At 71.7% G+C, this 24832-nt stretch carries 24 protein-coding genes and 1 tRNA gene; 17 read left to right on the top strand and 8 right to left on the bottom strand.

What is annotated here, in order from left to right:
- The first annotated feature begins 18 nt into the window (after positions 1-18).
- Complete coding sequence (locus JUB10_RS02685) at positions 19-516, top strand: HNH endonuclease (protein ID WP_207454036.1); 498 nt, start codon at positions 19-21, stop codon at positions 514-516.
- Here JUB10_RS02685 and aztA read toward each other — a convergent pair.
- Positions 513-1172 (bottom strand): zinc ABC transporter ATP-binding protein AztA, encoded by a 660-nt coding sequence (gene aztA / locus JUB10_RS02680; RefSeq protein ID WP_207454035.1) that lies wholly within the window; start codon positions 1170-1172, stop codon positions 513-515. The two genes, JUB10_RS02685 and aztA, sit on opposite strands and share 4 nt — an antisense overlap.
- Positions 1173-1226: 54 nt before the next feature.
- Here aztA and aztB point away from each other — a divergent pair, with 54 nt between their 5' ends.
- The 6 genes from aztB to JUB10_RS02650 all read left to right on the top strand — a co-directional run bounded on the left by aztB (position 1227) and on the right by JUB10_RS02650 (position 6257).
- Positions 1227-2105 (top strand): zinc ABC transporter permease AztB, encoded by an 879-nt coding sequence (gene aztB / locus JUB10_RS02675; RefSeq protein ID WP_207454030.1) that lies wholly within the window; start codon positions 1227-1229, stop codon positions 2103-2105.
- Positions 2092-3324, top strand: coding sequence for an ABC transporter (locus tag JUB10_RS02670; RefSeq protein WP_207454029.1), 1233 nt, complete (start codon positions 2092-2094; stop codon positions 3322-3324). Before aztB ends, JUB10_RS02670 begins: the two co-directional genes overlap by 14 nt.
- Before the next feature lie 2 nt (positions 3325-3326).
- Entirely contained in the window at positions 3327-4232 is a 906-nt protein-coding gene (gene aztC, locus JUB10_RS02665) for a zinc ABC transporter substrate-binding protein AztC (RefSeq protein ID WP_207454028.1), read from the top strand.
- A 44-nt stretch (positions 4233-4276) separates the two neighbouring features.
- Positions 4277-5506, top strand: coding sequence for a zinc metallochaperone AztD (aztD, locus tag JUB10_RS02660; protein WP_207454027.1), 1230 nt, complete (start codon positions 4277-4279; stop codon positions 5504-5506).
- 133 nt (positions 5507-5639) lie between these two features.
- Positions 5640-6002 carry a nuclear transport factor 2 family protein gene (locus tag JUB10_RS02655; protein ID WP_207454026.1) on the top strand — a complete coding sequence of 121 codons (363 nt, stop codon included), beginning with the start codon at positions 5640-5642 and terminating at the stop codon, positions 6000-6002.
- 180 nt (positions 6003-6182) lie between these two features.
- Positions 6183-6257: transfer RNA gene (locus JUB10_RS02650), tRNA-Arg, on the top strand.
- A 46-nt stretch (positions 6258-6303) separates the two neighbouring features.
- Here JUB10_RS02650 and JUB10_RS02645 read toward each other — a convergent pair.
- Complete coding sequence (locus JUB10_RS02645; protein ID WP_207454025.1) at positions 6304-6993, bottom strand: SDR family oxidoreductase; 690 nt, start codon at positions 6991-6993, stop codon at positions 6304-6306.
- A 65-nt stretch (positions 6994-7058) separates the two neighbouring features.
- Here JUB10_RS02645 and JUB10_RS02640 point away from each other — a divergent pair, with 65 nt between their 5' ends.
- Both JUB10_RS02640 and JUB10_RS02635 read left to right on the top strand, forming a co-directional pair.
- Complete coding sequence (locus tag JUB10_RS02640) at positions 7059-7454, top strand: MerR family transcriptional regulator (protein ID WP_207454023.1); 396 nt, start codon at positions 7059-7061, stop codon at positions 7452-7454.
- An 81-nt stretch (positions 7455-7535) separates the two neighbouring features.
- Positions 7536-8660 (top strand): class I SAM-dependent methyltransferase, encoded by a 1125-nt coding sequence (locus JUB10_RS02635; protein ID WP_207454021.1) that lies wholly within the window; start codon positions 7536-7538, stop codon positions 8658-8660.
- Positions 8661-8669: 9 nt separating this feature from the next.
- On the opposite strand, the gene JUB10_RS02630 is transcribed toward JUB10_RS02635, so the two are convergent.
- The 5 genes from JUB10_RS02630 to JUB10_RS02610 form a co-directional block, all read right to left on the bottom strand.
- Positions 8670-9641: an NAD(P)-dependent alcohol dehydrogenase gene (locus tag JUB10_RS02630; protein WP_207454019.1), complete on the bottom strand. Its 972-nt coding sequence runs from the start codon at positions 9639-9641 to the stop codon at positions 8670-8672.
- Positions 9638-10372 carry a DUF4386 domain-containing protein gene (locus tag JUB10_RS02625; RefSeq protein WP_207454017.1) on the bottom strand — a complete coding sequence of 245 codons (735 nt, stop codon included), beginning with the start codon at positions 10370-10372 and terminating at the stop codon, positions 9638-9640. The genes JUB10_RS02630 and JUB10_RS02625 overlap by 4 nt, the downstream gene beginning before the upstream one ends.
- A complete protein-coding gene (locus JUB10_RS02620) occupies positions 10369-10605 on the bottom strand; it encodes a hypothetical protein (protein ID WP_207454015.1) in 237 nt (78 codons plus the stop codon). Before JUB10_RS02620 ends, JUB10_RS02625 begins: the two co-directional genes overlap by 4 nt.
- A 62-nt stretch (positions 10606-10667) precedes the next feature.
- A complete protein-coding gene (locus JUB10_RS14995) occupies positions 10668-13205 on the bottom strand; it encodes a LuxR C-terminal-related transcriptional regulator (protein WP_207454014.1) in 2538 nt (845 codons plus the stop codon).
- Positions 13206-13467: 262 nt separating this feature from the next.
- Positions 13468-14583 carry a spore photoproduct lyase family protein gene (locus JUB10_RS02610; RefSeq protein ID WP_207454012.1) on the bottom strand — a complete coding sequence of 372 codons (1116 nt, stop codon included), beginning with the start codon at positions 14581-14583 and terminating at the stop codon, positions 13468-13470.
- A gap of 151 nt (positions 14584-14734) precedes the next feature.
- On the opposite strand from JUB10_RS02610, the gene JUB10_RS02605 reads away from it, so the two are divergent.
- From JUB10_RS02605 to JUB10_RS02590, 4 genes are all read left to right on the top strand, one after another.
- A complete protein-coding gene (locus tag JUB10_RS02605; RefSeq protein ID WP_207454010.1) occupies positions 14735-15787 on the top strand; it encodes a LolA family protein in 1053 nt (350 codons plus the stop codon).
- Between the two features lie 34 nt (positions 15788-15821).
- Positions 15822-16754 (top strand): ABC transporter ATP-binding protein, encoded by a 933-nt coding sequence (locus JUB10_RS02600; protein WP_207454008.1) that lies wholly within the window; start codon positions 15822-15824, stop codon positions 16752-16754.
- On the top strand, positions 16741-17583 hold the full coding sequence (locus JUB10_RS02595; protein WP_207454004.1) for an ABC transporter permease: 843 nt from the start codon (positions 16741-16743) through the stop codon (positions 17581-17583). The genes JUB10_RS02600 and JUB10_RS02595 overlap by 14 nt, the downstream gene beginning before the upstream one ends.
- A 225-nt stretch (positions 17584-17808) precedes the next feature.
- The gene (locus JUB10_RS02590; protein ID WP_242682022.1) at positions 17809-18771 is read left to right on the top strand and encodes a M24 family metallopeptidase; all 963 of its coding nucleotides are present in this window, start codon (positions 17809-17811) and stop codon (positions 18769-18771) included.
- A 9-nt stretch (positions 18772-18780) separates the two neighbouring features.
- On the opposite strand, the gene JUB10_RS02585 is transcribed toward JUB10_RS02590, so the two are convergent.
- A complete protein-coding gene (locus JUB10_RS02585) occupies positions 18781-19791 on the bottom strand; it encodes a LacI family DNA-binding transcriptional regulator (RefSeq protein WP_207454002.1) in 1011 nt (336 codons plus the stop codon).
- A gap of 149 nt (positions 19792-19940) precedes the next feature.
- On the opposite strand from JUB10_RS02585, the gene JUB10_RS02580 reads away from it, so the two are divergent.
- From JUB10_RS02580 to JUB10_RS02565, 4 genes are read left to right on the top strand one after another with little or no spacing between them, the layout of a single operon-like run.
- A complete protein-coding gene (locus JUB10_RS02580) occupies positions 19941-21296 on the top strand; it encodes a Gfo/Idh/MocA family protein (RefSeq protein WP_307859059.1) in 1356 nt (451 codons plus the stop codon).
- Between the two features lie 33 nt (positions 21297-21329).
- On the top strand, positions 21330-22244 hold the full coding sequence (locus JUB10_RS02575; protein ID WP_207454001.1) for a 5-dehydro-4-deoxyglucarate dehydratase: 915 nt from the start codon (positions 21330-21332) through the stop codon (positions 22242-22244).
- Complete coding sequence (locus tag JUB10_RS02570) at positions 22241-23359, top strand: mandelate racemase/muconate lactonizing enzyme family protein (RefSeq protein ID WP_207454000.1); 1119 nt, start codon at positions 22241-22243, stop codon at positions 23357-23359. The genes JUB10_RS02575 and JUB10_RS02570 overlap by 4 nt, the downstream gene beginning before the upstream one ends.
- Positions 23356-24795 (top strand): aldehyde dehydrogenase (NADP(+)), encoded by a 1440-nt coding sequence (locus tag JUB10_RS02565; RefSeq protein ID WP_207453999.1) that lies wholly within the window; start codon positions 23356-23358, stop codon positions 24793-24795. The genes JUB10_RS02570 and JUB10_RS02565 overlap by 4 nt, the downstream gene beginning before the upstream one ends.
- Positions 24796-24832: the final 37 nt, after the last annotated feature.

Below are 24832 nucleotides of genomic sequence, written 5' to 3'. Positions count from 1 at the left end.
CCCTTCGAGAGGCGGATGATGCGCACACTGGTCCTCAACGCGGGCTACGAGCCGCTCGCGGTGGTGAGTTTCAAGCGAGCCATCGTGCTCGTGATGAACGGGAAGGCCTCGATCCTCGAGCAGGACGACGATCACCCGGTCTGGGGCGCCTCGTCGTCCTGGGACCGGCCGTCGGTCATCATCCTGCGTCGCTACGTGCGCATTCCGCACACGCGCAGCGTGCCGGTGTCGCGGCGCGGCGTGCTGCGGCGCGACGGGCAGCGGTGCGGCTACTGCGGGGCATCCGCTGGCACGATCGACCACATCCTGCCCCGGTCGCGCGGGGGAGCGGACAGCTGGGAGAACCTCGTCGCCTGCTGTCTCAAGTGCAACAACATCAAGGGCGACCGCACCCCGGCCGAGATGGGCTGGCACCTGCGCGTCACCCCGCGTCCGCCACACGGCACCGCCTGGCTGGTGCGCGGCGTCGAGCGGAGCGAGCCGCAGTGGCAGGAGTACCTGGCGCCGGCGGCCTAGGCGGTCGCGCACTCAGGGGCGGGGGCGAGCGGATGCATCGGCCCCGCGTGCATGTGGAGCACGCGGTCGGCCCCGGCGAGGGCGTCCTCGTCGTGTGTGACGTAGACCACGGCGGCCCCGCGTCGCGCCTCCGATCGGATCGCCGCCGCGACCAGGTCGCGCGACTCCGCGTCAAGGCCCGCCGTCGGCTCGTCGAGCAGCAGCAGGTCGGCCCGCTGTGCGAGTCCCTGGGCGACGAAGGTGCGCTGTCGCTGACCTCCTGACATTGTCGACAGTGGCGCGGATGCCAGGGCGCCGAGGCTCATCGCGTCGAGCGCCTCCGCGACGATCGCCCGGTCCTCGCGGACGAGCGGACGCCCTCGTGCGGCGCTCCAGCGCCCCATCGACACGACGTCGGCGGCGCTGAGCGGCAGCGAGTCGGGAACCGCGGAGCGCTGAGGCACGAACGCCCGCCGGAGCGCCGGGTGGAACCGGGCGCGCCCGGCATCCGGCATCCGGACGCCCGCGAGCACCGACAGCAGCGTGGACTTGCCGGAGCCGTTCGCGCCGACGACCGCGACCGCCTCCCCGGGCGAGACCACGAAGTCGAGACCCTGCAAGGCGGCACGACCGTCGTACTCGACACGGACGCCGGTCAGTTCTGCCAGGGGGAGCATGACGCGACCCTAGCAATTGATAATCGTTCTCGGTTAACGCTATCGTCGCCCACCGTGTCCTGGCTCCTCGAACCCTTCACCGCCGACTTCATGCTGCGCGCCCTCGTCGGCGGCGTACTCGTCGCCGCCATCTGCGCAGTCGTCGGCACCTGGGTCGTGCTGCGCGGGATGGCCTTCCTCGGTGAGGCGATGGGTCACGGGATGCTGCCAGGCGTCGCCGTCGCGACCCTCGTCGGGGCGCCCGTGCTGCTGGGCGCGGCGCTGAGTGCGACGGTGATGACCATCGGCGTCGGGCTCGTCCGCCGACGGGGCCGCCTCTCGCACGACACGAGCATCGGCCTGCTCTTCGTCGCGATGCTCGCGCTCGGCGTCATCGTCATCTCGCACTCGGGCAGCTTCGCCTCGGATACCACCGCGATCCTGTTCGGTGACGTGCTCGCCATCCGCGTGCCGGATCTGGTCGTGCTCGCCCTCGCGCTCCTCATCGTCCTCGTCACCGCCGCAGCGTTTCACCGCTCCTTCGTCGCGCTGGCCTTCGACGAGCGCGTCGCGAAGGTGATGGGGCTGCGCCCCGCCCTCGCCCAGGGGGTGCTCGTCGGTCTCGTCACCGTCGCCGTCGTCGCCTCGTACCAGGCCGTCGGGTCGCTGCTGGTGGTCGGGCTGCTGCTCGCCCCGGCCGTGGCCGCGGCGCCGTGGACCACCTCGATCGAGTCGCGGATGCTGCTCGGCGCGCTCGTCGGCGCGCTCGCCGTCGGCACGGGGCTCGTCGTCTCCTGGCACAGCGGCACCGCCGCGGGTGCCTCCATCGCCGCCACGTCGATCGCGTTCGCCGCGGTCTCGTCCCTCCTTCGCGCCGTCGTACGTCCCACGGGCGCGCCGGTGGCGCAGGCCGACCCCGTCCCCACCGAGAAAGCAGTCCGTGCGCTTCCGTAACACGCTTCCACCGCTCGCCCTCGCCTCGGCCGTCGCCCTCGCCGGCTGCGCGCCCGCCGACCCCGCCGCGCAACCCACCCCGACCTCCACGGTCGGCGACGGTCACGGGGCGATCGCCGGCGCCGAGGAGGTCACCGAGCCCCAGCTGCAGCTGATGACCGTCTCCGACGAGGGGGCCGTCGAGGCCCTCGACCTGCTGACGGAGGAGACCGCCGAGCTCGGCTCGATCGACGGCGTGACCGCCACGACGACCGACGGTCGCTACCTCTTCGCCTCCGCCGCCGCGAGCGGCACGGTCTCGGTGATCGACAGCGGCGCCTGGACCTGGGACCACGAGGACCACTTCCACTACTACCGCGCCACCCCGCGCGAGGTCGGCGTCGTCGAGGGCGCCGGCGAGGCCACGATCGCCACGAGCGCCTCGAATGTCGGCGTCTTCTTCCCCGAGTCCGGCGAGGCCGTGCTGCTCGACGGTAAGGCGCTAGCCGACGGCGACATCCGCGAGGTGTTCCGCCTCGAGACCGAGCCGCACGAGGGCACGATCGTGCCGTTCGGCGACGGAGCCCTCGTCACCCGGCCGGATGCCGCGGGCGTCACCGCGGAGGTGCAGGCGTACGACGCCGCGGGGGAGCCGACCGGCGACGTCGAGGCATGCACCGGCGCGGCATCCGCGATCACGACGGTGGTCGGGGTGGCGTTCCCGTGCGCCGAGGGCGCGCTGCTCGTGACCGACGGCGACGGCGGCATCCGGTTCGAATCGGTGCCCTACCCCGCCGACGCGACAGCTCCCGCGGCGACGACGTTCTCGGCCCGCGAGAACCGGCCGACCGTCGCCGGGCTCGCGGGGGAGCGGGGCGTCTGGCTGCTCGACACCCGGCAGCGGTCGTGGTCGCTCGTCACGGCGGAAGCCCCGTTGCAGCAGGTGACCGCCGTCGACGACAACGACGGGCACGTGCTCGGGCTCACCACCGACGGGCGCGTCACGGTGCTGTCGGAGACCGGCGCGACGCTCGCGACGACCGAGCCGCTCGTCGCCGCGTCGCTCGCCGATCCCGCGCTCGCCGCCGGCGTGACGCTCGTCGCCGACCAGCAGCGCGCCTACCTCAACGGCCCCGCCGAGCAGCGCCTCTTCGAGCTCGACTTCGCCGACGCGGGCCGCGTCGCCCGCACCTTCGACACCGACCACATGCCGGCGTTCGTCGCCGAGACGGGACGCTGACCATGAGCCGCACCGCCGCCCTCACCGCTCTGCTCGCCCTCGCCGCGGGCCTCACGGGCTGCTCCGCCGCGGGCAGCGATCGCCCGCTGGTCGTCGTGACGACCAACATCCTCGGCGACGTCGTGGAGAACCTCGTCGGCGCCGAGGCCGAGGTCATGACGCTCATGAAGCCCGACGCCGATCCGCACTCGTTCGAGATCTCGGCGCAGCAGGCGGGGCGGATGCAGGATGCAGCGCTGCTGGTGTCGAACGGGCTCGGCCTGGAGGAGGGACTGCAGCAGCACCTCGACACCGCCGCCGAGAACGACGTGCCCACCTTCGTCGCGGGCGACCACATCGAGGTGCTCGAGTACGCCGAGGGGGACGCCGTCGGGATGCCCGACTCCCACTTCTGGACCGATCCCGCGCGCATGCTCGACGTCGTCGACGCGCTCGGCGCCGAGCTCGAGGCGCTCGACGGCGTCGACGCGGAGGCGATCGCCGCCTCCGCCGACGAGTACCGCGCGGAACTCGAGCAGCTCGACGCCGAGATGACGGATGCCTTCGCCGCGATCCCCGCCGAACGCCGCGCGCTCGTGACCAACCATCACGTCTTCGGCTACCTCGCGCAGCGCTTCGGGTTCCGGGTGATCGGCGCGGTGATCCCCGGCGGCACGACCCTGGCCGCCCCGAGCGCCTCGGACCTGCGCGACCTCGTCGCCGCGATCGACGAGGCGCGAGTCTCGACCATCTTCGCCGAGTCGTCGCAGCCCGACCGGCTCGTGCAGGTGCTCGCCGACGAAGCCGACCGCGACGTGGACGTCGTCGAGCTCTACACGGAGTCGCTCACCCCCGAGGGCGCGGGCGCCGACACCTACCTGACCATGATGCGCGTCAACACGGAGCGCATCGCCACCGGTCTCGCCTAGGCCGAAACCACGACCTGGGCCGGACCACGACCGAGAAGGAAACCATGGAGACTCAGCTCCACCGACGGGCCGGCATGACCGCCGCGCTCCTCACCACCGCACTGCTCGCCACCGGCTGCGCGACGAGCACCCCGGCGGTGAACACCGACGCCGAGGCATCCGCGACGCAGGTCGACCAGCCGACGCCGCGCATCACCCTGACCTACGACGGCGGCATCTTCGTGCTCGACGGCGAGACCCTCGAGCTCGAGGGCGACCTGCCGATCGACGGCTTCACCCGCGTGAACGCCGCGGGCGACGGGCGCCACGTGCTCGTCACTACCGCCGAGGGCTTCCAGGTGCTCGACGCCGGCACCTGGACCGAGGACGGCAGCTCCTACGTCGCCGAGCCCGAGCTCACCGACCTCGTCTTCGAGGCCGACACCGCCGGTCACGTCGTGCGGCACGCCGGCAAGACGATCCTCTACGCCGACGGCACGAGCGAGACCACGATCTTCGAGACCGACGACCTCCTCGAGACCGACGGCGAACTGCCCGAGACCGAGGTCGTCCCGGCGCCCGAGGCGCACCACGGGGTGTCGATCGAGCTCGAGGACGGCACCCTGCTCACCACGGTCGGCAACTCGGAGAGCCGCTCCGGCATCCGCGTGCTGAACGAGGACCGTGAGGAGGTCGCCACGAGCGACGAGTGCCCCTCGGTGCACGGCGAGGGAACGGCCGCGAACGAGGTCGTCGTGTTCGGGTGCAGCAACGGCGCGCTCGTCTACGACGACGGCGAGATCACCAAGATCACGGCGCCCGACGAGTTCGGCCGCATGGGCAACGCGTATGTCACGGAGAACAGCACGATCGCGGTCGGCGACTACAAGACCGACCCGGATGCCGAGGGCTATGTGCTCACCAAGCTCACCCTCATCGACACCGAGGCGAAGACGATGCAGATCGTCGACCTGCCCGAGGGGATCGGCTACACCTTCCGCGACGTCGCGCGCGGCCCGCACGACGAGATCGTGCTGCTCGGCACCGACGGGCAGCTGCACATCCTCGACGAGACCACCGGCGCCATCGAGCAGTCGTACCCGGTGATCGAGGCGTGGGAGGGCCCGGCCGAGTGGCAGGACCCGCACCCCGCGCTCACCGTCAACGGGCACATCGCCTACGTGACCGAGCCGGCGTCGAACGGGGTGCACGCCGTCGACATCGAGACGGGTGGGGTGCTCGCCTCGGCCGAGCTCGACGGCACCCCGAACGAGATCGCGGTCGCCGCGGGCTGAGCCGGGGCAGGAGGGGCGGATGCCCAGGCATCCGCTCCTCCTCAGGGGGACGGATGCCTGACGGCATCCGTTCCTTTTATTTGTGCCCCGGATGCTTCGCGGCGCTGACCCCCGAAAGCGGTACCTTCAACCCATGGTCGAGCGGAACCCCGACGTCGATGCGGCCGTCGAAGCCGAACTGACGCTGCTGCAGCCCGAGGTGCGCCGAGATCGCGCCGCCGTCAACCGCATGCTCGCGCCGCGGTTCACCGAGGTGGGGCGGTCGGGCAAGCTCTGGACGCGCAAGGAGATGCTCGACGGCATCGCCGGGTTCTCCTCGTCGATGGACGAGGGTGCGCTCGTGTCGGAGATGACCGGCCGCATGATCATGCCGGGCTTCGTGCTCATCACGTACGTCTCGCAGGCGGGCGACCAGAAGATCCGCCGCTCGTCGTGGTGGCGCCGCTACGAGGACGGCTGGCGGATCGAGTTCCACCAGGGGACTCCGCTCAACTGAGCCCTCGGCGGTCGAGTATCGGGCGCAGCCCGCGTATCGGAACCGCAGCGCCCTTTCCGCACGCACTAGCCGCGCTTGTGACAACGAGCCGCGAACATCCGCGGCTACATGTGACAATCGCGGCTAGCTCCGCGCCCGGCTCTGCCGCCCGCCTGTCCTAGACTGGCCCACGGTTGTCCCGCCTCTGTAGCTCAATGGAAGAGCAGTTCCGTCCTAAGGAAACGGTTGGGGGTTCGAGTCCCTCCAGGGGCACCACATCGGCGGTCGCCGTGACGCCCGAAGCCTCGGCTCACGGTGAGGGTCAGGCGCCGAGCAAGCGGTCGTAGAACCTGCGAGGGTCCCCGGCGAGCGAGGCCTTGACCATGGCGCTCCACTCGTCGACGACCACTTCGAGGTCTCCCGCCTCCACGGCCTCGAGCGTCCGGGCGGCGACCACGGCGGGATCGGTCTTGGGTCCGTCGATGGCCTTCGCCATATCCGTGTCCGCCAGGCCGAGGTGCACCGACGTCACCTGAGTGCCTTGACCGGCCAACTCGAGGCGCAGCGCGTTGCTCATGTTCCAGTTGGCAGCCTTGGAGACGGCGTAGGCGCCGGCCCCCGGAGCGGCGAACCAGGACAGCGCCGAGGCGACGTTGACGACGGCCCCGCCCCCGTTGGCTGCGAGGACGGGCGCGAAGGCTCGGACCATCGACAAGGTGCCCCAGAAGTTGACGTCCATCTCGGCGCGCACGCCCTCCAGGTCGCCGAGCAAGGGCGCGCCGGTCGAGATCCCGGCGTTGTTGATCAGCAGGTCGACGTCGTGGGCCGTCGCGGCCGCTGCGGCGACGGCGGAGGGGTCGGTGATGTCGAGGGCGATGGGGTGGGCGCCGGGAAGGTCGATGTCGTCGGCGCGACGTGCGGCCGCGTAGACCTTCGCTCCTCTGGCAAGCAGTTCGGTGGCGAAATGACGGCCCAGGCCGCGATTGGCTCCGGTGACGAATGCAGTAGTCATGCCGGTACCGTAGAACCTGACGTTGACGTGAGCGTCAAGTCGGAGAAGCAGCAGACGGGGGTGCGATGCGGATCGGAGAGGTAGCCGAGCGGGCGGGCGTCAGCGTGCGGGCGCTGCGGTACTACGAAGAGCAGGGTCTGCTCGCCGCGTACCGGAGCCCCGGCGGGCAACGCCACTATGCGCCGGAGGCGGTCGAGCGCGTCCGCTTCATCCAGAACCTCTACGCCGCCGGCCTCGGCAGCAAGGCTGTCCTGCAGATCCTCCCGTGCATGGAGCACGGCATCCTCACCCAGGAGATGCACGAGAGGCTGCTCGCCGAGCGCGCGCGGGTGCAGGCGCAGCTCGAGGAACTTATCGCGACGCGGGACAAGCTCGATCTCGTCATCCGCTCGGGGCAGGCGCACCGCTCCGGCGCGACGGCGTCGCGCGGATCCGTGCCAGAAGCCGGTCACGTTACGTGACGCAGTCAAACGGGTGACGGCGGGCAAAGGCCGCGCTCAGCGACGAAGCCGAGTCTTAGCGCGCCCCTCTACCGTGGACCCATGCCTCTCGACTTCGACTTCGCCGTTCTGCGCCGGCATCCGGATGTCGAAGCCGAGAACCTGTTCGCGTTCGACGCCTCCGATCGGCTGATCCTCGACGAGGCGGGCGACGCCGTTCGGGCGGCCGCCGACGGTGAGGTGGTCGTCATCGGCGACCGTTACGGCGCCCTGACGCTTGCAGCCGTCGCCCTTCACGGCGCGAGCGGCCTCCGCACACACCAGGACTCGTACACCGGCGAGCTGGCCCTGCAGAACAACGCGGCGATCACCGGAGTGAGCGGCTTCCGTTCCCTCGAGCTCGGGGAGGAACTGCTGGCGGGAGCCCGGGTCGTGCTGCTGCAGCTGCCGAAATCGCTCGATGCCCTCGACGAGATCGCCGAGGCGATCGCCCGGTTCGCGGATCCGTCGGTGACCGTCTTCGCGGGAGGGCGTGTGAAGCACATGTCCGTGGCGATGAATGACCTGCTCGGCCGGCACTTCGGCGACGTGCGGGCCTCGCTCGCCCGGCAGAAGTCGCGCGTGATCCAGACGCGCGAGCCCCGACCGAGCCCGGAGGTCTCATGGCCGCGGCGCGCGTTCGTCGACGAGCTCGGGCTGTGGGTCGTCGCTCACGGGGCGGCCTTCGCCGGGCCGAAGCTCGACCTCGGCACGCGCGAACTGCTCCGGCACCTCGACGAGATGTACCCGGATGCCACCACCGCGATCGATTTGGGCTGCGGCACCGGCATCCTCGCCACGTCCCTCGCGCGTCGGCGCCCGGGCCTCACGGTACTGGCGACCGACACGTCGGCTGCCGCGGTCGCGTCAGCCCGCGCCACGGCTGCCGCGAATGAGGCCGACCTCAGCGTGCGCCGTGATGACGGGCTCTCGCAGCAGCTCGATGCCTCGGCCGACCTCGTGCTGCTGAATCCGCCGTTCCACACAGGCTCGACCGTGCACACCGGGGTGGCGCTCCGCCTCTTCCGCGACGCGGCGCGAGTGCTCGCGCCCGGCGGTGAGCTCTGGACGGTCTACAACTCCCACCTCGCCTACCGCGGCCCGCTCGGCCGGATCGTGGGGGAGACCCGCGAGGTGCGGCGCACGCCGAAGTTCACCGTGACGGTCTCGCGCCGCCGCAAGGAGTGAGCCGCGCGTTCAGCTGACCGCGAGGACGACGCTCCCGCGCTTGCGGCCGGTGTCGACGTAGCGATGCGCGTCGGCGATCTCGTCGAGGCGGTAGGTGCGGTCGATGACTGGAACGAGTCGCCCTTCCTCGGCGAGCTGTGTCAGGTACCGCAGGTCGTCGGCGCGATACGGGCCGGGGCCGGTCACGACGCTGATGCCGAGGCGGCGGGCGTCGCGCTTGGCCGTGAGGAGCGAGGGCAGGTCGGTCGCGACGAGCAGGACCGCGCCTCCGGAGGCGATGCTGCCTTTCACCCGCGACAGCGGCGCGTTGCCGACGCAGTCCACGAGAACGTCGTACATCCTGCCGTCCGCAGCGAAGTCGGTCTTGCCGTAATCGACGACCTCGTCCGCGCCGAGACCCATGACGAGGTCACCGTTGGCGTCGCTCGTGACCGCCGTCACGTGAGCGCCCGAGGCGTGAGCCAGTTGCACGACGGCCGTGCCGACCGAACCGGATGCACCGTTGACCAGCACACGCGCTCCGGCCGACACGTCCGCCTGGCGGAGGAAGGCCCGAGCCGTGATGCCGCCGAACACGATCGCCGCAGCCTCGTCGAAGCGGAGGCGTGACGGCTTCGGCGCGACGGCATCGGTCGCCTTGATCAAGGCGTACTCCGCGTGCCCGCCGAAGCGGCTGCCGAGCATCGCGATGACCTCGTCTCCCGGAGCGAAGCCGAGGGCCTCGGCGCCGACCGCCTCGACCACCCCGGCGACGTCCATGCCGAGCACGCGCCGGCGCGGACGGAACAGACCGAGCACGAGCGAGCTGGGAAGGGCGAGACCGCGGGGCACGTCCTTCGAGCGCGACCGGTGGTCGGCGGCGCTCACCGTGCTCGCGTGCACGCGGATCAGGATCTCGTCGGGGCGGGGACGAGGAGTGGGGACCTCCTCGACGCCGACGACGTCGGGACCACCGAAGCGCCGATAGACCGCCGCTCTCATCGTGCCTCCTCGGTGACAGCGGCGACCGCGTCGCTGTCGAAGCCCTTGACGAGCATCCACAGGCCGACCGACAGCTCCCAGAGGAAGATCGGAACGGTGGCCACCGCCTGCCAGACGGAGCCTTCGTGGTTGACCCCGAGCATGATGCCGAGAGTCGACGATGCGAGCAGCGGGGCGCCGATCAGGCCGACTAGCGGGATGATGCGCGGCACGAGCCGGGAGCGGTACAGCACGTACCCGAGCAGCAGCGCGTTGACGGCGGGCACGAAGCCGGGCCCGAAGCCGAACGTCCAGTCGCGCAGCGTGACGAGGGCGGTGCCGATAAGGGTGAGCGTGTCGGCTTCGGCGCCCGTGGCATCCGGCTGGCGCAGGCTGATGACCGTGAAGAGGGCCATGACGCCGACGACGATGATCGCCGCCTCCATGACGCGTGCGGCGACGAAGCCGAGGGCCGCGGACTCGTGCACGCGACGGACCAGCGGGAACAGCGCGACCGCGGTGCCGATGCAGGCGACCGCGTTCACGAGATCCAGGATGCTGCCGAGGAGGACCTGAGTGTCGGCCCCGGCGCTCACGATATAGCCGGGGTCGGTGAGGATCGGGGTGATCAACAGGTAGGCGGGGATCGAGCTGAGGAACGTGACGAGGTAGAGCGCGCCGGCGGTCGCGGCGATCCGTCGCGGGGTGGTGCCGGGGATGGTGTCCGGGCGGGGATGGGTCGAGAGGGTCATGACGTGCTCCTTGAGTGGTCGATGTTCACCGAGAGGAGGGGGAGCCCGCTGTCGCGGAGCCGGTTCAGGATGCCGTGGAGGGCGGCCTGATCGGCGAGGTCGCCGCGCAGCAGCGTGGTGCCCCCGCTCTCGGTGGTGATGTGCATGCCGTCGAACCACACAGCCCAGCCGGCGTCGAGGTGCCCCGCGACGCGGATGGCGTAGCAGGTGGGAGGAGTGTCGGTCGATGTCACACCTGAACGGTAGGAACCGGGGAGGTGAGACGGCATCACCACATCTGGTGATTTTCGCGTCGCTAGAGCAGTTGGAGTTGCGTGGCGCGCGTGACCGCCTCGCGCCGGGAGGTGACACCGAGCTTCGTGTAGATGCTCTTGGTGTGCGTGCGCAGGGTGTTCAGCGAGACCGAGAGCTCGCGGGCGATGGCTGCGCCACCGAGGTCGGAGCGCAGCAGGCGGAGCACGTCGAACTCGCGCTCACTGAGCGGCGGGCCGAGCGGTACGCTCCGCGCGCTCCGGTCAGGTGCCGGCGTCGTGTTGGTGGCGTCGATGAGCCGTCGCAGATGCAGATCGCGCGGAGTGCTCCGGGCGAGCAGGGTGAGCATCCGCGCCATCCGCTCGCCTTCGTCGGCGAACGGCCGCACGTGACCCTCGGGCTCCGCCGACCGGACGGCGCTCTGCAGCGTCTCGAGCGCCTGGTTCAGCCGACCTTGTCGCGCGTGAGAGAGGGAGAGTAGGGCGCGCACCTCGATCGCGCTGCCCCTCCTGCCGCCTTGCTCCGCCGAGTCCAGCATCCGTTCGAGCAGCTCGGTGACGCGAGCGGCGGTTGTCGGCTCGGCACCGTCGGCGAGCAGGATGCGGGCGAGCGTGAGGTGCTCGTACTCCGTCAGATAGGTCAGTTCGTCGTCGATCGCGAGCCCACGCCGACGCAGCCAGTCACGGGCGTCCTGGTGGCGCTCGGCGGCCAGATAGGCGCGGGCTCTCTGAGCGGCGATCGGCCTGTGGTCGGGGAAGAAGTCGGGCGTGTAGGCGCGCTCCGCCGCGTCGAACGCGGCGATCGCGGCATCCGCGTCGCCCTCGGATAGGTGCAGTCGCGCGGTGAGGGTCAGCAGACGATGGCGATTCTGCGGCAGGCCGTTGTCGTCGCCGAGGTCGTCCGCCTCGGCGAGGCACCGGCGAGCACCCTCGAGGTCGTCGCGCTCGAGCAGCACGGTGGCGAGGGCGACCAGCATGTCCGAGGCGCCCTTCAACGGCGGATCGGAGGCCTGAGCGATGCTCAGCGCATCGCGGGCCAGCGCGGCGGCGTGGCCGAGCCGCCCCTGTGCCATGGCGATGTCGGTGAGGGCGATGGTGCCGCCGAGAGAGTCGGAGACGTGGTCCGCGAGTCGGAGCTGCTCGACGGCGACCGACCAGGACGTCTCCGCGTCGGATAGGTTCCCGCGGCTCCATCGGGTCAGCCCGATCAACCCGAGCGCCGATCCGCGTGCCAGATGGTCGCCGTCGGCGGCGAGGTCCGCTGCGAGTTGCGCCTGCTCTGCCGCGCCCTTCACGTCGCCGCCGGCCAGCGCGCACGCCGCGCGGTACAGGGCCACTCCGCCTTCCACCGCTCGGAGCTCGTCGGTGGGGGCTCCGGTTGCCGCCGACTCGAGGAGTTCGTCGACCTCGTCGACGCGACCGACGGACAGCAGTGCGCCCGCGAGCCCGAGGCTGAGGGTGGCGCTCGCCCGGACGGTGGGCCGGGGCAGAAGCTCGAGCCACCGCACCAGCGTCGACTCGTCGCGCCGCCGCCTGAGTGTCGGTGCCTCCGCGGAGATCAGCGCGGCCGCCCTGTCGAAGCGGCCCGCCGCGACGGCATGGAGGATCGCGTCCTCGGCCAGGCCCGACTTCTCGAACCATTCGCTCGCCCGCTCGTGCAACATCCCGACGCGCTGCGGGGTCTCGACGAGCAGGCGGGCGCGCAGCATCTGCGCGAACAGGTGGTGGTAGCGGTACCAGCCGCGCCTGTCGTCGAGCGGAACCAGGAAGAGGTTGGCCCGCTCGAGACTCTCGAGGGCGGCGGCGCCCGCCGGCGCTCCCGTCACCGCTTCGACGAGGTCGCTCGTGAACCGGCCGAGGACGGAGGTGTCGAGCAGGAACGTGCGAAGGGCAGCAGGCTGCCGGCGCAGCACCTCCTCCATCAGGTAATCGACCACGTGTCGGTCGTCGCCCGCGAAGTTCTGGACGAAGTCGGAGGCGTCCGTGCGGCCCTCGAGCGAGATCGCCGCGAGCTGGATCGCCGCGATCCATCCCTCCGTGCGTTGTGCGAGCGCGGCGCTCTCCGCGGGCGCGAGCACATCGCCGACGGTGGCGCGCAGGTAGTCGGCGACCTCGTGCTCCGTGAACCGGAGGTCGGCCGCGCGCAGCTCGACGAGTCGACCCGAGGCGCGCAACCGCCCGAGGGGCAGCGCCGGGTCCGCGCGACCGGCGAGGACGATCCGCAGATTCGGGGGAGCGTTCTCGACGAGGAACTCGACCCCGTGGAGGATGTCGCGGTCCTCGATGGCGTGGAAGTCGTCGAGCACGAGCACGACCTCATCGGCACTCAGGTCGAGTTCGTTGACGAGTGCGGTCAGGGCCGCATCGATCGGCGCTTCCGCTGCTTCGAGCACGGCCAGCGCCTGCTCGGCGCTGCGGGTCGCACCGGCCAACGCGGTGAGGGCGTACCGCCAGAAGGTGCGAGCGGAGTTGTCGCGGTCGTCGAGCGACACCCACGCCACACACGCGGGCGAGGCGGGGTCCGCGAGCCATTCGGCGAGGATCGACGTCTTCCCGAAGCCGGGGGGAGCTGTGATCGACACGAGCCCTCGTGCCCGCCCCGCGGCCAGCCGCGCGATCAGGCGTGGACGCGCGACGGCGCCCGACCGCGGTCTCGCGGCATGCATCTTGGTCGTCAAGAGAGGCGTGTCGGATGACTCGGCCGTTCCGCCCCGGTCGCGTCGACGGGTTTCCGCCGGATTCACGGCTCCGGTCGCCGGTCCGCTCGGCGCCGCGTCATCCACCGGGCCAGTGTGGCGGGGTATACGGGAAGTGGCAACAATGAGGCGCCCTTCCCGGTAGCGCTCACGTCCAGTACAGCAAACGCGCCCCGGGCAGCCGCTCACCGAGCTGCTCGCCGAACCACCCCTTGAGGTCGGTCATGGTCTCGCGCGGGTACACGTACTTGACCCCGCCGAACTTGGAACGCTTGGCCGTGCGTGAGGCCTCGTCCATCTCGAGCTTGGTGCGCGGGTACCAGTTCAGCAGCACGTCCTTGCTCGACGGCGTGAAGCGGTGCGTGATCACCTCAGCCGTGAGGTCGAGGTCCGGGATGCCGTCGAGCGCGGCGGCCACGTCGGAGAGCAGGGTGCCGTACGAGTCCTGCCAGCCCGGGATGGGCATCACCGGCGCGATCGTGAGTCCGACCGGGTAGCCCGCCTGGGCGACGCGGCGAAGGGCGTCGATGCGCTGCGGCATCCGTGCCGTGCCGCCCTCGAAGCGCTCGACCTCGGCCGCGTTGAGGGAGAAGCGGATGCGCGTGCGGCCGCCGTGCGGCAGTTCGAGCAGGGGCTCGACCGCGTCGAACTTGGTGGTGAAGCGCAGGGAGGCGCCGTCGCCGTAGAAACCGCTCCCGACCCGGCTGATCGCCGTGGCGAGCGAGCCGGTCAGGTGCTCGATGCCCAGCGGGTCGGTGTAGCAGGAGAGCTCGAACGTCGTGCCCTCGATGCCCCGGGCCGCGTCGCCGGTGGTGACGGTGCCGTGGCCGGTCAGTGTGGAGATCGGGGCGAGGATGTCATCGAGGTTCGCGTAGACGCGAGTGATCGGCGCCCCGGAGAGCGAGCCTGCGAGGTAGCAGTACTGGCAGTGCGCGGGGCAGCCGCGAGCGAGGTCGAGGCGCCAGTCGGCCGACGGCGGGATGGGCTGCGGCTTGAGCTGCGACGGGGGAGCGACGACGACGGCGAGCGTCGCCTTGGCGCGCGCGTAGGCCTCGCGCTCGGTCTCGCCCTTGGGCGAGGTGAGGCGGTCCGCACGCAGGAAGTCGATGTCGGTGACACCGGCGACCTCGACGCGGCGGAGGATCTCGGCGGTGTGGGGGAGCTCCGCGGCCGACCGGGTGACGACGACGTGCTTTGGGACCCAGAGGCGGGGTGCGGGCGCGCTGACCGGGCGCTCGAGACGGTTGAGAAGTTGCGCTGGCATCAGGGATTACAACGTCGAGAAGGGTCCCGCGCTTCCCCCTTTCTGACTGACTCCCACTCCTTTCGCAGGCGCCCGCCCTGCCGCATGTCCGCACCCCGACGTACCCTCTTCCCAACCCGAAGCTCCGCCGATCACGTCGAGGTGTCGCACGATGAAGAAGCTCGCCAAGTGGACCCCCGCGATCGTGGCGCCCGTCGCGGTCGCCGCCGTCGCCTTCGGCGGGCCCGCGATCGCCGCCGGGAGCAGCCAGCCGACCGCCGAGTCGGTCGAGGAGCTGATCTCGCTCGTCGAGTCGAGCGCCGACGCGCAGTACTCCGGTGAGGTCACCCAGAGTTCCGACCTCGGCCTGCCAGAGCTCCCCGACACCGCGAACGGCATGTACCGCGGCGCGATCGACGACCCCTCCGAGGCGATCGCCGAGCTCACGGCGCCCCACGAGCTCCGTGTCTTCGTCGGCGGACCGCAGCAGCAGCGCGTGCAGGTGCTCGACGACCTCGCCGAGCGCGACGTCATCCGCAACGGCGACGAGGTGTGGGCGTGGGACTCGCGCGAGAACACCGCCGTGCAGGTCACGGTTCCCGAGCACGAGGGAACGCCGCCGACGGATGTCACACGGCTGACCCCCGCGGAGCTCGCCCAGCGCTTCCTCGACAACGTCACTCCCTCGACCGACGTGACCCTCGACTCCGGCACGCGGGTCGCCGGCCGGAACGCGGACCTGCTCGTGCTCGACCCGCAGACCGACGACACCCTCGTCGACTCGGTCGCGATCGCGGTCGACGCCGAGACCGGCGTGCCGCTGCGGGTCAGCGTCGAGGCATCCGGTGTCACGGCCGTCGAGGTCGAGTTCACCTCCATCGACTACTCCGCTCCGGATGACTCGCTGTTCGAGTTCACGCCGCCCGCGGGCGCGGAGGTCGTGACGAAGACCCCGAGCGAGGGCGAGGACCGCGAGCGCGGCGACTACCCGCGACCGACCGTCACCGGCGAGGACTGGACCATCATCGTCGAGTCGGTCGCTCCCGCCGGCGCGCTCTCGGGTGCGACAGGAGAGTCCGCCGAACTGCTCGATCAGCTCACGACCCCGGTCGAGGGCGGTCGTGGCGTGCAGACCACGCTCTTCAGCGTGCTGCTCACCGACGACGGTCGCATGCTCACCGGCGCCGTGCCGCTCGACGCCCTCGTCGCGGCCGCCGCCTCATGAACGCACCGATCCGTCGAGCGGTGACAGCCGAGCGGTGACAGACAGGGCGATCGAGACGGTCGGGCTCGTCAAGACCTTCGGGCAGCAGCGCGCCGTCGACGACCTCGCGCTCGACGTGCCGCGCGGTGCCGTCTTCGGCTTCCTCGGCCCCAACGGCTCGGGCAAGACGACGACGATCCGGATGCTCCTCGGCCTCGCCTCACCGTCGGCCGGCGAGATCCGGCTGCTCGGCGAGACCATGCCCGGCCGAATCGGTGCCGTGCTGCCGCGGGTCGGTGCCCTGGTGGAGGGTCCGGCCGCGTACCCGTTCCTCAGCGGGCGCAACAGCCTGCACCGGCTCGACGCCGCCGACCCGCGCAGCGACCCGAAGACCCGCCGGCAGCGCGTCGACCGCGCGCTCGAGCGGGTCGGGCTGCAGGCCGCTGCGAAGAAGCGCTCGGGCGCCTACTCCCTCGGCATGAAGCAGCGCCTCGGCCTCGCCGCGGCACTCGTGCGTCCGCGGGACCTCCTCATCCTCGACGAGCCGACGAACGGCCTCGACCCGCAGGGCACGCGTGAGGTGCGCAACCTCATCCGCGCCCTCGCCGCCGACGGCACGACGGTCTTCGTGTCGAGCCACCTGCTCTCGGAGATCGAGCAGGTCTGCACGCACGCGGGCATCATGAGCGCGGGCAGGCTCGTCGCCCAGGGCACCCTCGACCAGTTGCGGCAGCTCGGCACCCGCCGCATCACCGTGCAGACACCGGATGCCTCCGAGGCGGCCGCCGTCTTCGCGCGGCTCGGCCTCGACCCCGTCGACCGCGGCGACCACCTCGAGGGGGAGCTGCGTGACGGCCTCCAGGTCGAGGACGTCGCCGCGGCGCTCGTGGGCGACGGTGTGCGCTTGCGGGGGCTGTCGGCCAGCGGCCAGACGCTCGAGGACCTGTTCGTCGCGCTGACGGGGGAGGGCTTCGATGTCCGCGGTTGAGACGCAGCGCCCCGCCCGCCCGTTCGCGCTGCTGGGGTCGGAGCTCGCCCTAGTCTTCCGCCGCCGCCGCACGTGGGCGATGCTCGCCGCGCTCGCCCTCATCCCGATCCTCATCGCCGTCGCGGTGCGGGTGACCGGCGGGCCGCCGAGCGGCCGCGGTCCGGCGTTCCTCGCGTCGATCACCGAGAACGGGCTGTTCGTCTCGTTCACCGCGCTCGTCGTATCGATCCCGCTGTTCCTGCCCCTGACCGTGGGCGTGGTCGCGGGTGACTCCATCGCGGGCGAGGCGAACCTCGGCACGCTGCGCTACCTGCTCGCGGCGCCCGTCGGCCGGCTACGGCTGCTCGCGGTGAAGTTCGCCTCGATCGTCGTCTTCCTGTTCGCGGCGTCGCTCGTCATCGTCGTCGCGGGCGCTGCGATCGGGGCCGCGCTGTTCCCCGTGGGTCCGGTGACGCTGCTCTCCGGCGACACGATCGGCACCGGCGAGTACCTCGGCCGCGCCCTGCTGCTGGTGCTGTACTCGACGTTGTCGCTGCTCGGGCTCGGCGCCGTCGGCCTGTTCATCTCGACGCTGACCACCGTGCCGATCGGCGCGATGGCCGCGACGGTCGTCGCCGCCGGCGCCGCGCAGATCGTCGACGCGCTGCCTCAGCTCGAGGCGCTGCACCCGTTCATGTTCAGCCACCACTGGTTCGGCTTCGGCGACCTGCTCCGGCAACCGATCGACTGGTCGGGGTTCCAGGACAACGCACTGCTGCAGCTCGGCTGGGTGGTCGTGTTCGGCGCGCTCGCCGTGGGCCGGTTCACGACCAAGGACGTGCTCAGCTGATTTGACCAGCGGCCACGACTATCCCGATGTGAGCGCTGACCCTGCGAAGGCGGCCGCTACGCTGCAGCAGAAAGCGGTTTCTCATCACCGCGGAACAGGAGTGCCGCCATGTCATCGGGCGAGCGAACGTCCTTGCCGACCGATCGGCCCCGGAAGCTCGAGCGCCTACGCGCCGTGCTGGCGGCACGCTCCGATCGAAAGCGGCTGGTGCTGTCCTCGGCCGAGATGCTCGCCTGGTTTCTCGATGGCGCCCGCGTCTCCGTGTCGCTGAACGGTGCGCCCGTGCTGGCGGTGGCCGTCTCACCGGAGGAGGAGACGGTCTACTGCTACGAGAACGAGGCCGACCGGATGCTCGCGGAGGAGCTGCCCGACGGGCTCGACGTGCAGCGGGTGCCGTGGCACGTGCCGCTTTCCGATGCGGCTGGGCGGTCGGGTGATCTCGCGGAGGCCGACGTCGTGCAGGAACTCCGGGGTGCGCGCGCCTCGCTGCTGCCGCTCGAGCTCGCGCGCTACCGCACGCTCTGCCGCGAGGTCGCCGCGCTCGTGACCGACGTCCTGCTGGAGGCGTCGCCGGCGCAGACGGAGCGGGCGCTCGCGTCGGTGCTGGCCGGGCGCGTGGTCGCCGCGGGTGCGGATCCGCTCGTGGTGCTCGTCTCCGGCGCCGACCGACTGGGGTACCGTCATCCGTTGCCGACCTCGGCGCCGCTCGGTCGGCGAGCGATGGTCGTCGTGTGCGCGCGGAGGCACGGGATGATCGCCAACATCACGCGTTGGGTCACGTTCGAACGCCCCTCGCAGAACGAGCTCACGGCTGAGCGCGCGATTCTCAACGTCGAGGCGGCGGCGTTCGATGCGACCCGTCCGGGGCTGAGGCTCGACGTGCCGTTCGACGCCTTGCGGGCCGCTTATCCCCGTTTCGGCTTCGCGGAGGACGAGTGGGAGCGCCACCACCAGGGCGGCCCGGCCGGCTACTTCGGTCGCGATCCGAGAGCGACGCCGGCGGCCAGGGAACTCATCGTCGAGCGCCAGGCCTTCGCGTGGAACCCCTCGGCGCCCGGCACGAAGGTGGAGGACACAGTGCTCGTCACGGGCGACGACGTGGAGGTGCTCACCGTCGACCCGCGCTGGCCGACCGTGCAGCACAGAGGGCGCGCGCGGCCCGTCGCCCTCGACCGTTCCGCCGGATGAGGCGGGCCGTCAAGCCGAGTGCTCGGGTCGGGCGGTCGACGAACGGATCTCCACGTGAGGCTGGAGTACGAGGTCGGGCTCCGGGTCCTCGCCGCGAATGACGGCGAGCAGCCGCTGCCAGGCCTGTGTACCGAGTTCGGGGTGAGGCACGGATGCGGTGGTCAGCGGGGGAGTCGTGAAGCGGGCGAAGGGGATGTCGTCGAAGCCGGTGACCGAGATCTCGGCCGGCACCTCCACGCCGAGGTCGACGAGACCGTTCAGCAAGCCGATGGCGACGAGATCGTTGAAGGCCAGGGCCGCGGTCGCACCCGTCTCTCGCACGCGCGGGGCGGCCGCGATTCCGTCGTCCGTCGTCGCCCCGCCGGCGACGCGGGTGACGCGCGCGCCGGGGGTGTCGCGCTCGAACTCCTCGAGTCCGTCTCGCCGGTACCGGTTCGACACACTGCGCTCCGGCCCCTCGACGTAGACGAGGTGCCGGTGTCCGAGGGAGTGCAGGTGCTCGGCGAGACTCCGGATGCCGGCGCGGTAATCGATCGCGAGCGAGGGCACGGCATCGCCCGAGCCCGTGCGGTTGATCAGCACGAGCGGCTCGAGGGAGCCTGCGATCTCCGAGAGTTCCTCGTCTGACATCCGAGGAGCGCAGAGCACGATCGCATCGCAGCGGCGTCGCACCTCTCGAGCGAGCAGAGGTTCCTCGTCCGGGTTCTCGCTCGAATCAGCGACCAGGACGCGGTAGCCGTCGCGGCCTGCTGCTTTGCTGAGGCCCGACAGCACGGCCTGGAAAGCCGGGTTGGCGAGATCGGGAACGATGAACGCGATCGCCTTCGTCTGCCCGAGGGCGAGGCTGCGCGCGAAGTGGCTGGGCGAGTAGCTGAGATCGGCGGCGACGGCGCGCACCCGCTCGGCGACCGCGGGATCGCCGACGAAGCGATCGTTCATGACGCGCGAGACCGTGGCGGGGGAGACCCCCGCGGCCTTCGCCACCTCTGCGATGGTGGCGGCGCCGGATCGTCGTGCCACCTGCGGTCCCTCCTGCCGGCAGTCACCCTATCGGCCCCGCCTCACGCGAGGTTTGACGCCTTCCTGCCGCCGGGCAATAATCGTGCGAGTACGAGAAAGCGCTTTCCTATCGCTCTCGTTCGACGCCCGTCTCAAGCGAAGGAGCTTTCGTGTCCCGCACCCGCTACGCCCTGGTCGGCACCGGCTCCCGCGCCCAGATGTACCTCGGCGCGATGGCGGACGAGCACTCGGATGTCGCCGAGCTCGTCGCCTGGAGCGACACCAACCCGGGCCGGCTCGACTGGTACGAGGAGCGCTTCCGCGGCACCGCGCTCGGCACCCCGGTGCGCTTCGAGTCCGATGCGCTCCGTGAGATCGTGCGCGAGCACCGCATCGACCGCGTGATCGTCACGACGCCCGACTTCACGCACGCCGACCTCGCCGTCGCCGCGCTCGAGGCCGGGGCCGACGCGATCGTCGAGAAGCCGCTCACCACCACCGAGGAGGGCATCCGCCGCATCTCCGAGGCGGCCCAGGCGAGCGGCCGCTCGGTGACGGTGACCTTCAACTACCGCTACTCGCCGCGCAACTCCGCGCTGCGACGGGTGCTGCAGTCGGGCGAGATCGGCGAAGTGACCTCGGTGCACTTCGAGTGGGTGCTCGACACCGCCCACGGCGCCGACTACTTCCGCCGCTGGCACCGCGACAAGGCGAACTCCGGCGGGCTGCTGATTCACAAGTCCTCGCACCACTTCGACCTCGTCAACTGGTGGCTGCGCGACGCCCCGACGCGGGTGTACGCGAGCGGCGGGCTGCGCTTCTACGGCGCCGAAAACGCGGAGAAGCGCGGCCTCGGCGAGCGACCGGAGCGCGGGTCGAGCGACTCGCCGCTGCGCGATGCCTTCAGCCTCGACCTGCGCGCGGACGAGCAGCTGCGCGGCCTCTACTACGAGCAGGAGCGCCACGACGGGTATCTGCGCGACCGCGACGTGTTCGATCCGGGCATCACGATCGAGGACAACCTCGCTCTCATCGTCGACTACCTCTCGGGCGCCACAATGACCTACTCGCTCAACGCGCACTCACCCTGGGAGGGCTACACGGTCGCCGTCAACGGCACCGCGGGTCGCGCCGAGCTGACCGTCATCGAGCGGGGCGCCGTGCTGCTCGACTCCGACGGCAAGACGATCGTCGACCCGAGCGCGCGCCCCGAGGGTGTCGTCGACGAGAGCGGCCGACCCGTCAGCGAGAAGCTCGTCGTGCAGCGGCACTTCGAGCCGGCCCGCGAGGTGGAGATCCCGGCCGGCACCGGTGGCCACGGCGGTGGCGACGCCCAGCTCCTGCGCGACGTGTTCGTCGGCGGCGGCGAGGACGAGCTCGCGCGCGCGGCGTCCTGGACCGACGGCGTCCGCTCGATCTCGGTCGGCCTCGCCGGCAACCGCTCCCTCGAGGAGGGGCGGCCGATCCGCACCGACGAGCTCGGGCTCGGACCGGCCGCCGAGGTGCTGCTCGAGGGCGCCCGATGAGGATGCCCACCACGACTCCCCGGGAGATGACCAGTGCCTGACCTCCGATTCGCCGACGGGGTGCTGTTCTTCCCCGTCACCGCGTTCGACGCCGACGACCGCATCGACCTCGAGGTGCTCGAGCAGCACATCGCCCGAGGGGTGGACGCCGGGCCGGGCGCGGTGTTCGCCGCGTGCGGCACGGGCGAGTACCACGCGCTCGCGCTCGAGGAGTACGAGCTCGCCGTCCGAACGGCCGTCACCGCCACCGCCGGGCGCGTGCCGGTCGTCGCCGGCGTCGGCGGACCGCTCGGCCACGCCCGCTCCTGCGCACGGCTCGCCGCGGATGCCGGTGCCGAGGCGCTGCTGGTCATGCCGCCCTACCTCGTGCAGGGCCCGCAGGCGGGGCTCGTCGCCTACGTCGACGCCATCATCGCCGCGAGTGACCTGCCCGTCATTGTCTACCACCGGGGCACCGCGAAGTTCACCACCGACTCCGTCGTGCGGCTGCTCGAGCGCGAGCGGGTCGTCGGCATCAAGGACGGCGTGGGCGACGTCGCCCTCGCCCAGGAGTTCGTGCTCGCCGCCGAGCGCAGCGGGCGCGGAGACATCCTGTTCTTCAACGGGCTGCTCACCGCCGAGCTCAGTCAGGCCGCCTACGCCGCGATCGGGGTCCCTCTCTATTCGTCGGCCGTCTTCGCGATGGCGCCCGACATCGCGACCGCGTTCTACCGCGCCTACCGCGCGGGCGACGTTTCGGCGCAGCGCCGCCTGCTCGACGGCTTCTACGCCCCGCTCGTGCGCCAGCGCGACGAGACGCCGGGGTTCGCCGTCTCCCTCATCAAGGCGGGCATCCGGCTCTCCGGGCTCGAGGTCGGCGCCGTGCGCGCGCCGCTCGTCGACCCCGACGAGCGTCAGCTCGCGCGCCTCGGCGACCTGCTCGAGCAGGGGCGGGCGCTGCTGCCGTGACATCCGTCATCGCGTCGGTCGAACTGCGACCGACCCGCATCGCCCTCACCCGCCCGTGGGGCGCGGACGTGCGCGAGCTCAGCGTCGTCGCCGTGCAGGTGACGGATGACGCGGGCGTCGAGGGCCACGGCTTCAGTTGGACGCCCACGATCGGCGGCCGGGCCGTGCACGCGCTGCTCGAGGATGACATCGTGCCCTTCGCGCTCGGCAAGCCCGCGACGCCGGAGATCTGGCAGTCGGTCTGGGAACGGATCCACGAGGCCGGCGGCGGCGGCGTCACGACGATCGCGCTCGCCGGGCTCGACCTGGCGCTCTGGGACCTCGCCGCCCGGCGCGAGGGTCGCTCCGTGATCGACCTGCTCGGACGCCGGCACGAGCGGCAGCCCGTCTACGGCAGCGGGGTGAATCTGCACTACTCGCTCGAGGAGCTCGTCGCCCAGGCGGAGCGCTGGGTCGCGGCCGGCCACCGGGCGGTCAAGATGAAGGTCGGCAAGCCCGACCTCGCCGAGGACCTCGACCGCGTGCGCGCGGTCAAGGAGGTGCTCGGCCCCGACCGCGAGGTCATGGTCGACGCGAACCAGCGCTGGGGCCTCGATCACGCGACGACAGCCGGGCAAGCCCTCGGCGAACTCGGGGTGAGCTGGCTCGAGGAGCCCCTGCGCGCCGACGACCTCGCGAGCCACCGCGAACTGCGGAAGCGCATCGACGTGCCGATCGCGGCGGGGGAGAACCTGCACACGGTCCACCGGTTCCGCGACTGGCTCGACGCCGGCGCCGTCGACGTCGTGCAACCCAACATCGTGCGTGTGGGCGGGCTGACCCCGTTCCTCGCCATCGCCGAGCTAGCCCGGGAACGCGGCGCGACGCTCGCGCCGCACCTGCTGCCGGAGCTCTCGGCACAGGTCGCGTTCACCCTCCCCGAGACGACGTGGGTCGAGGACGTCGAGGACGCCGGCTTCGGTCAACTCGGCGCCCTCGCCGAGCCGACGGGGCTCGAGTTCTCCGACGGCTGGGTGAGCGGCGGACCCGCGCTCGGCCTCGGCATCCGCTTCGCCCCGTCCACTACGAGCGGCACCTCCGCCGTCATCGGCATCCCGATCAAGGAGCACGCATGAGCGACACCACCCCGGAGCAGATCGACGCGCTCGCCCGCGCCGCCGCCCGTGCCCATGAGGCGCTGCTCGCGACCGACGGCGCGGAGCGCGCTGGCTGGCTGCGCGCCGTGGCCGACAGCCTCGACGCCGCCGTCGACGAGCTCGTGCAGCTGGCAGACCAGGAGACCGCGCTCGGCGAGACCCGCCTGCGCGGCGAGGTCGCCCGCACCACGGGACAGCTGCGCCTGTTCGGCGGCGTCGCCGAGGAGGGTTCGTACCTCGAGGCCGTCATCGACCACGCCGACCCCGCCGCGACTCCGCCGCGCCCCGACCTGCGACGCATCCTGCGTCCCGTCGGTCCCGTCGCCGTGTTCGCCGCCTCGAACTTCCCGTTCGCGTTCTCGGTCGCCGGGGGCGACACCGCATCCGCCCTCGCGGTCGGCTGCCCGGTGATCGTGAAGGCGCACCCGGGTCATCCGCTCACCTCGCGCCGCACGGCCGACCTCGTCGCCGGCGCGCTGCAAAACGCGGGCGCGCCCGAGGGGACCTTCGCGCTCGTCGAGGGCTACGACGCGGGCCTCGCCCTCGTCGATCACCCCGCGATCGCCGCCGTGTCGTTCACCGGCTCGGTCGCGGGCGGCCGCGCGCTGCACGACCGCGCCGCCGCGCGCCCCACGCCCATCCCGTTCTTCGGCGAGCTCGGCAGCATCAACCCCGTCGTCATCACCCGCAGCGCCGACGAGAGCCGCGGCGACGTGCTCGCGCAGGGCCTCGCCGGCTCGTTCCAGCTCGGCGCGGGTCAGTTCTGCACCAAGCCCGGCGTCGTTTTCGTGCCGCGCGACTCGACGGTGGCCGAGAAGCTGCCCTCGCTCGTCGGTCAGGCGCCGCACCGCATGCTCACCGAATCGATCGCGGCCGGCTTCCATCGCGGGCTCGAGCACCTCAGCCAGGTGCCCGGTGTCACGGTCGTGGCGGGCGCCGAGGCTCCGGATGACTCGGCCGCGCCGGTCGTCGTGCGGGCGGACGCCGCGACGCTCGCCGAGCACGCCGACACCCTGTTCGACGAGGTGTTCGGCCCGCTCACGGTGCTGATCGACTACGACGACGAGCAGCAGGTGACATCCGCCCTCTCGAACCTCGGCGGCAGCCTCACCGGCACCCTGCACGCGGAGGACGGCGACGACGTCGGCGACCTCGTCGCGGCGCTCGAGCGCATCTCGGGGCGCGTGCTCTTCCAGGGCTGGCCGACCGGCGTCGCCGTGACGTGGTCGCAGCACCACGGCGGGCCGTACCCGGCGACGACGTCGCAGCACACCTCGGTCGGCGCGACCGCCGTGCGCCGCTTCCTGCGGCCGATCGCCTACCAGGACGCGCCCGCGTCGGTGCTGCCCGCGGCGCTGCGCGAGGAGAACCCGCTCGGCATCCCGCGGCGGGTGGACGGGGTGCTGCAGCCGTAACCCATTCTGCAAATTGCCGTGCTACCCGCCGCTTCCG

The sequence above is a fragment of the Desertivibrio insolitus genome (genome assembly GCF_017355965.1).
Taxonomy (GTDB): domain Bacteria; phylum Actinomycetota; class Actinomycetes; order Actinomycetales; family Microbacteriaceae; genus JAFIQW01.
Note: the sequence above shows the minus strand (reverse complement) of the source record. Positions and strands in the feature narration are given on the sequence as shown.

Bases quoted from the DNA above. Each gene is read 5' to 3' on its own strand.
- JUB10_RS02565 (WP_207453999.1), top strand. From the start codon at position 23,356: ATGAGCGACACCACCCCGGAGCAGATCGACGCGCTCGCCCGCGCCGCC.
- aztD (WP_207454027.1), top strand. From the start codon at position 4,277: ATGGAGACTCAGCTCCACCGACGGGCCGGCATGACCGCCGCGCTCCTC.
- JUB10_RS02605 (WP_207454010.1), top strand. From the start codon at position 14,735: ATGAAGAAGCTCGCCAAGTGGACCCCCGCGATCGTGGCGCCCGTCGCG.
- JUB10_RS02685 (WP_207454036.1), top strand. From the start codon at position 19: ATGCGCACACTGGTCCTCAACGCGGGCTACGAGCCGCTCGCGGTGGTG.
- JUB10_RS02640 (WP_207454023.1), top strand. From the start codon at position 7,059: ATGCGGATCGGAGAGGTAGCCGAGCGGGCGGGCGTCAGCGTGCGGGCG.
- JUB10_RS02630 (WP_207454019.1), bottom strand. From the start codon at position 9,641: ATGAGAGCGGCGGTCTATCGGCGCTTCGGTGGTCCCGACGTCGTCGGC.
- JUB10_RS02645 (WP_207454025.1), bottom strand. From the start codon at position 6,993: ATGACTACTGCATTCGTCACCGGAGCCAATCGCGGCCTGGGCCGTCAT.
- JUB10_RS02625 (WP_207454017.1), bottom strand. From the start codon at position 10,372: ATGACCCTCTCGACCCATCCCCGCCCGGACACCATCCCCGGCACCACC.
- JUB10_RS02635 (WP_207454021.1), top strand. From the start codon at position 7,536: ATGCCTCTCGACTTCGACTTCGCCGTTCTGCGCCGGCATCCGGATGTC.
- JUB10_RS02590 (WP_242682022.1), top strand. From the start codon at position 17,809: ATGCTCGCCTGGTTTCTCGATGGCGCCCGCGTCTCCGTGTCGCTGAAC.
- JUB10_RS02655 (WP_207454026.1), top strand. From the start codon at position 5,640: ATGGTCGAGCGGAACCCCGACGTCGATGCGGCCGTCGAAGCCGAACTG.
- JUB10_RS02595 (WP_207454004.1), top strand. From the start codon at position 16,741: ATGTCCGCGGTTGAGACGCAGCGCCCCGCCCGCCCGTTCGCGCTGCTG.
- aztA (WP_207454035.1), bottom strand. From the start codon at position 1,172: ATGCTCCCCCTGGCAGAACTGACCGGCGTCCGTGTCGAGTACGACGGT.
- JUB10_RS02610 (WP_207454012.1), bottom strand. From the start codon at position 14,583: ATGCCAGCGCAACTTCTCAACCGTCTCGAGCGCCCGGTCAGCGCGCCC.
- aztC (WP_207454028.1), top strand. From the start codon at position 3,327: ATGAGCCGCACCGCCGCCCTCACCGCTCTGCTCGCCCTCGCCGCGGGC.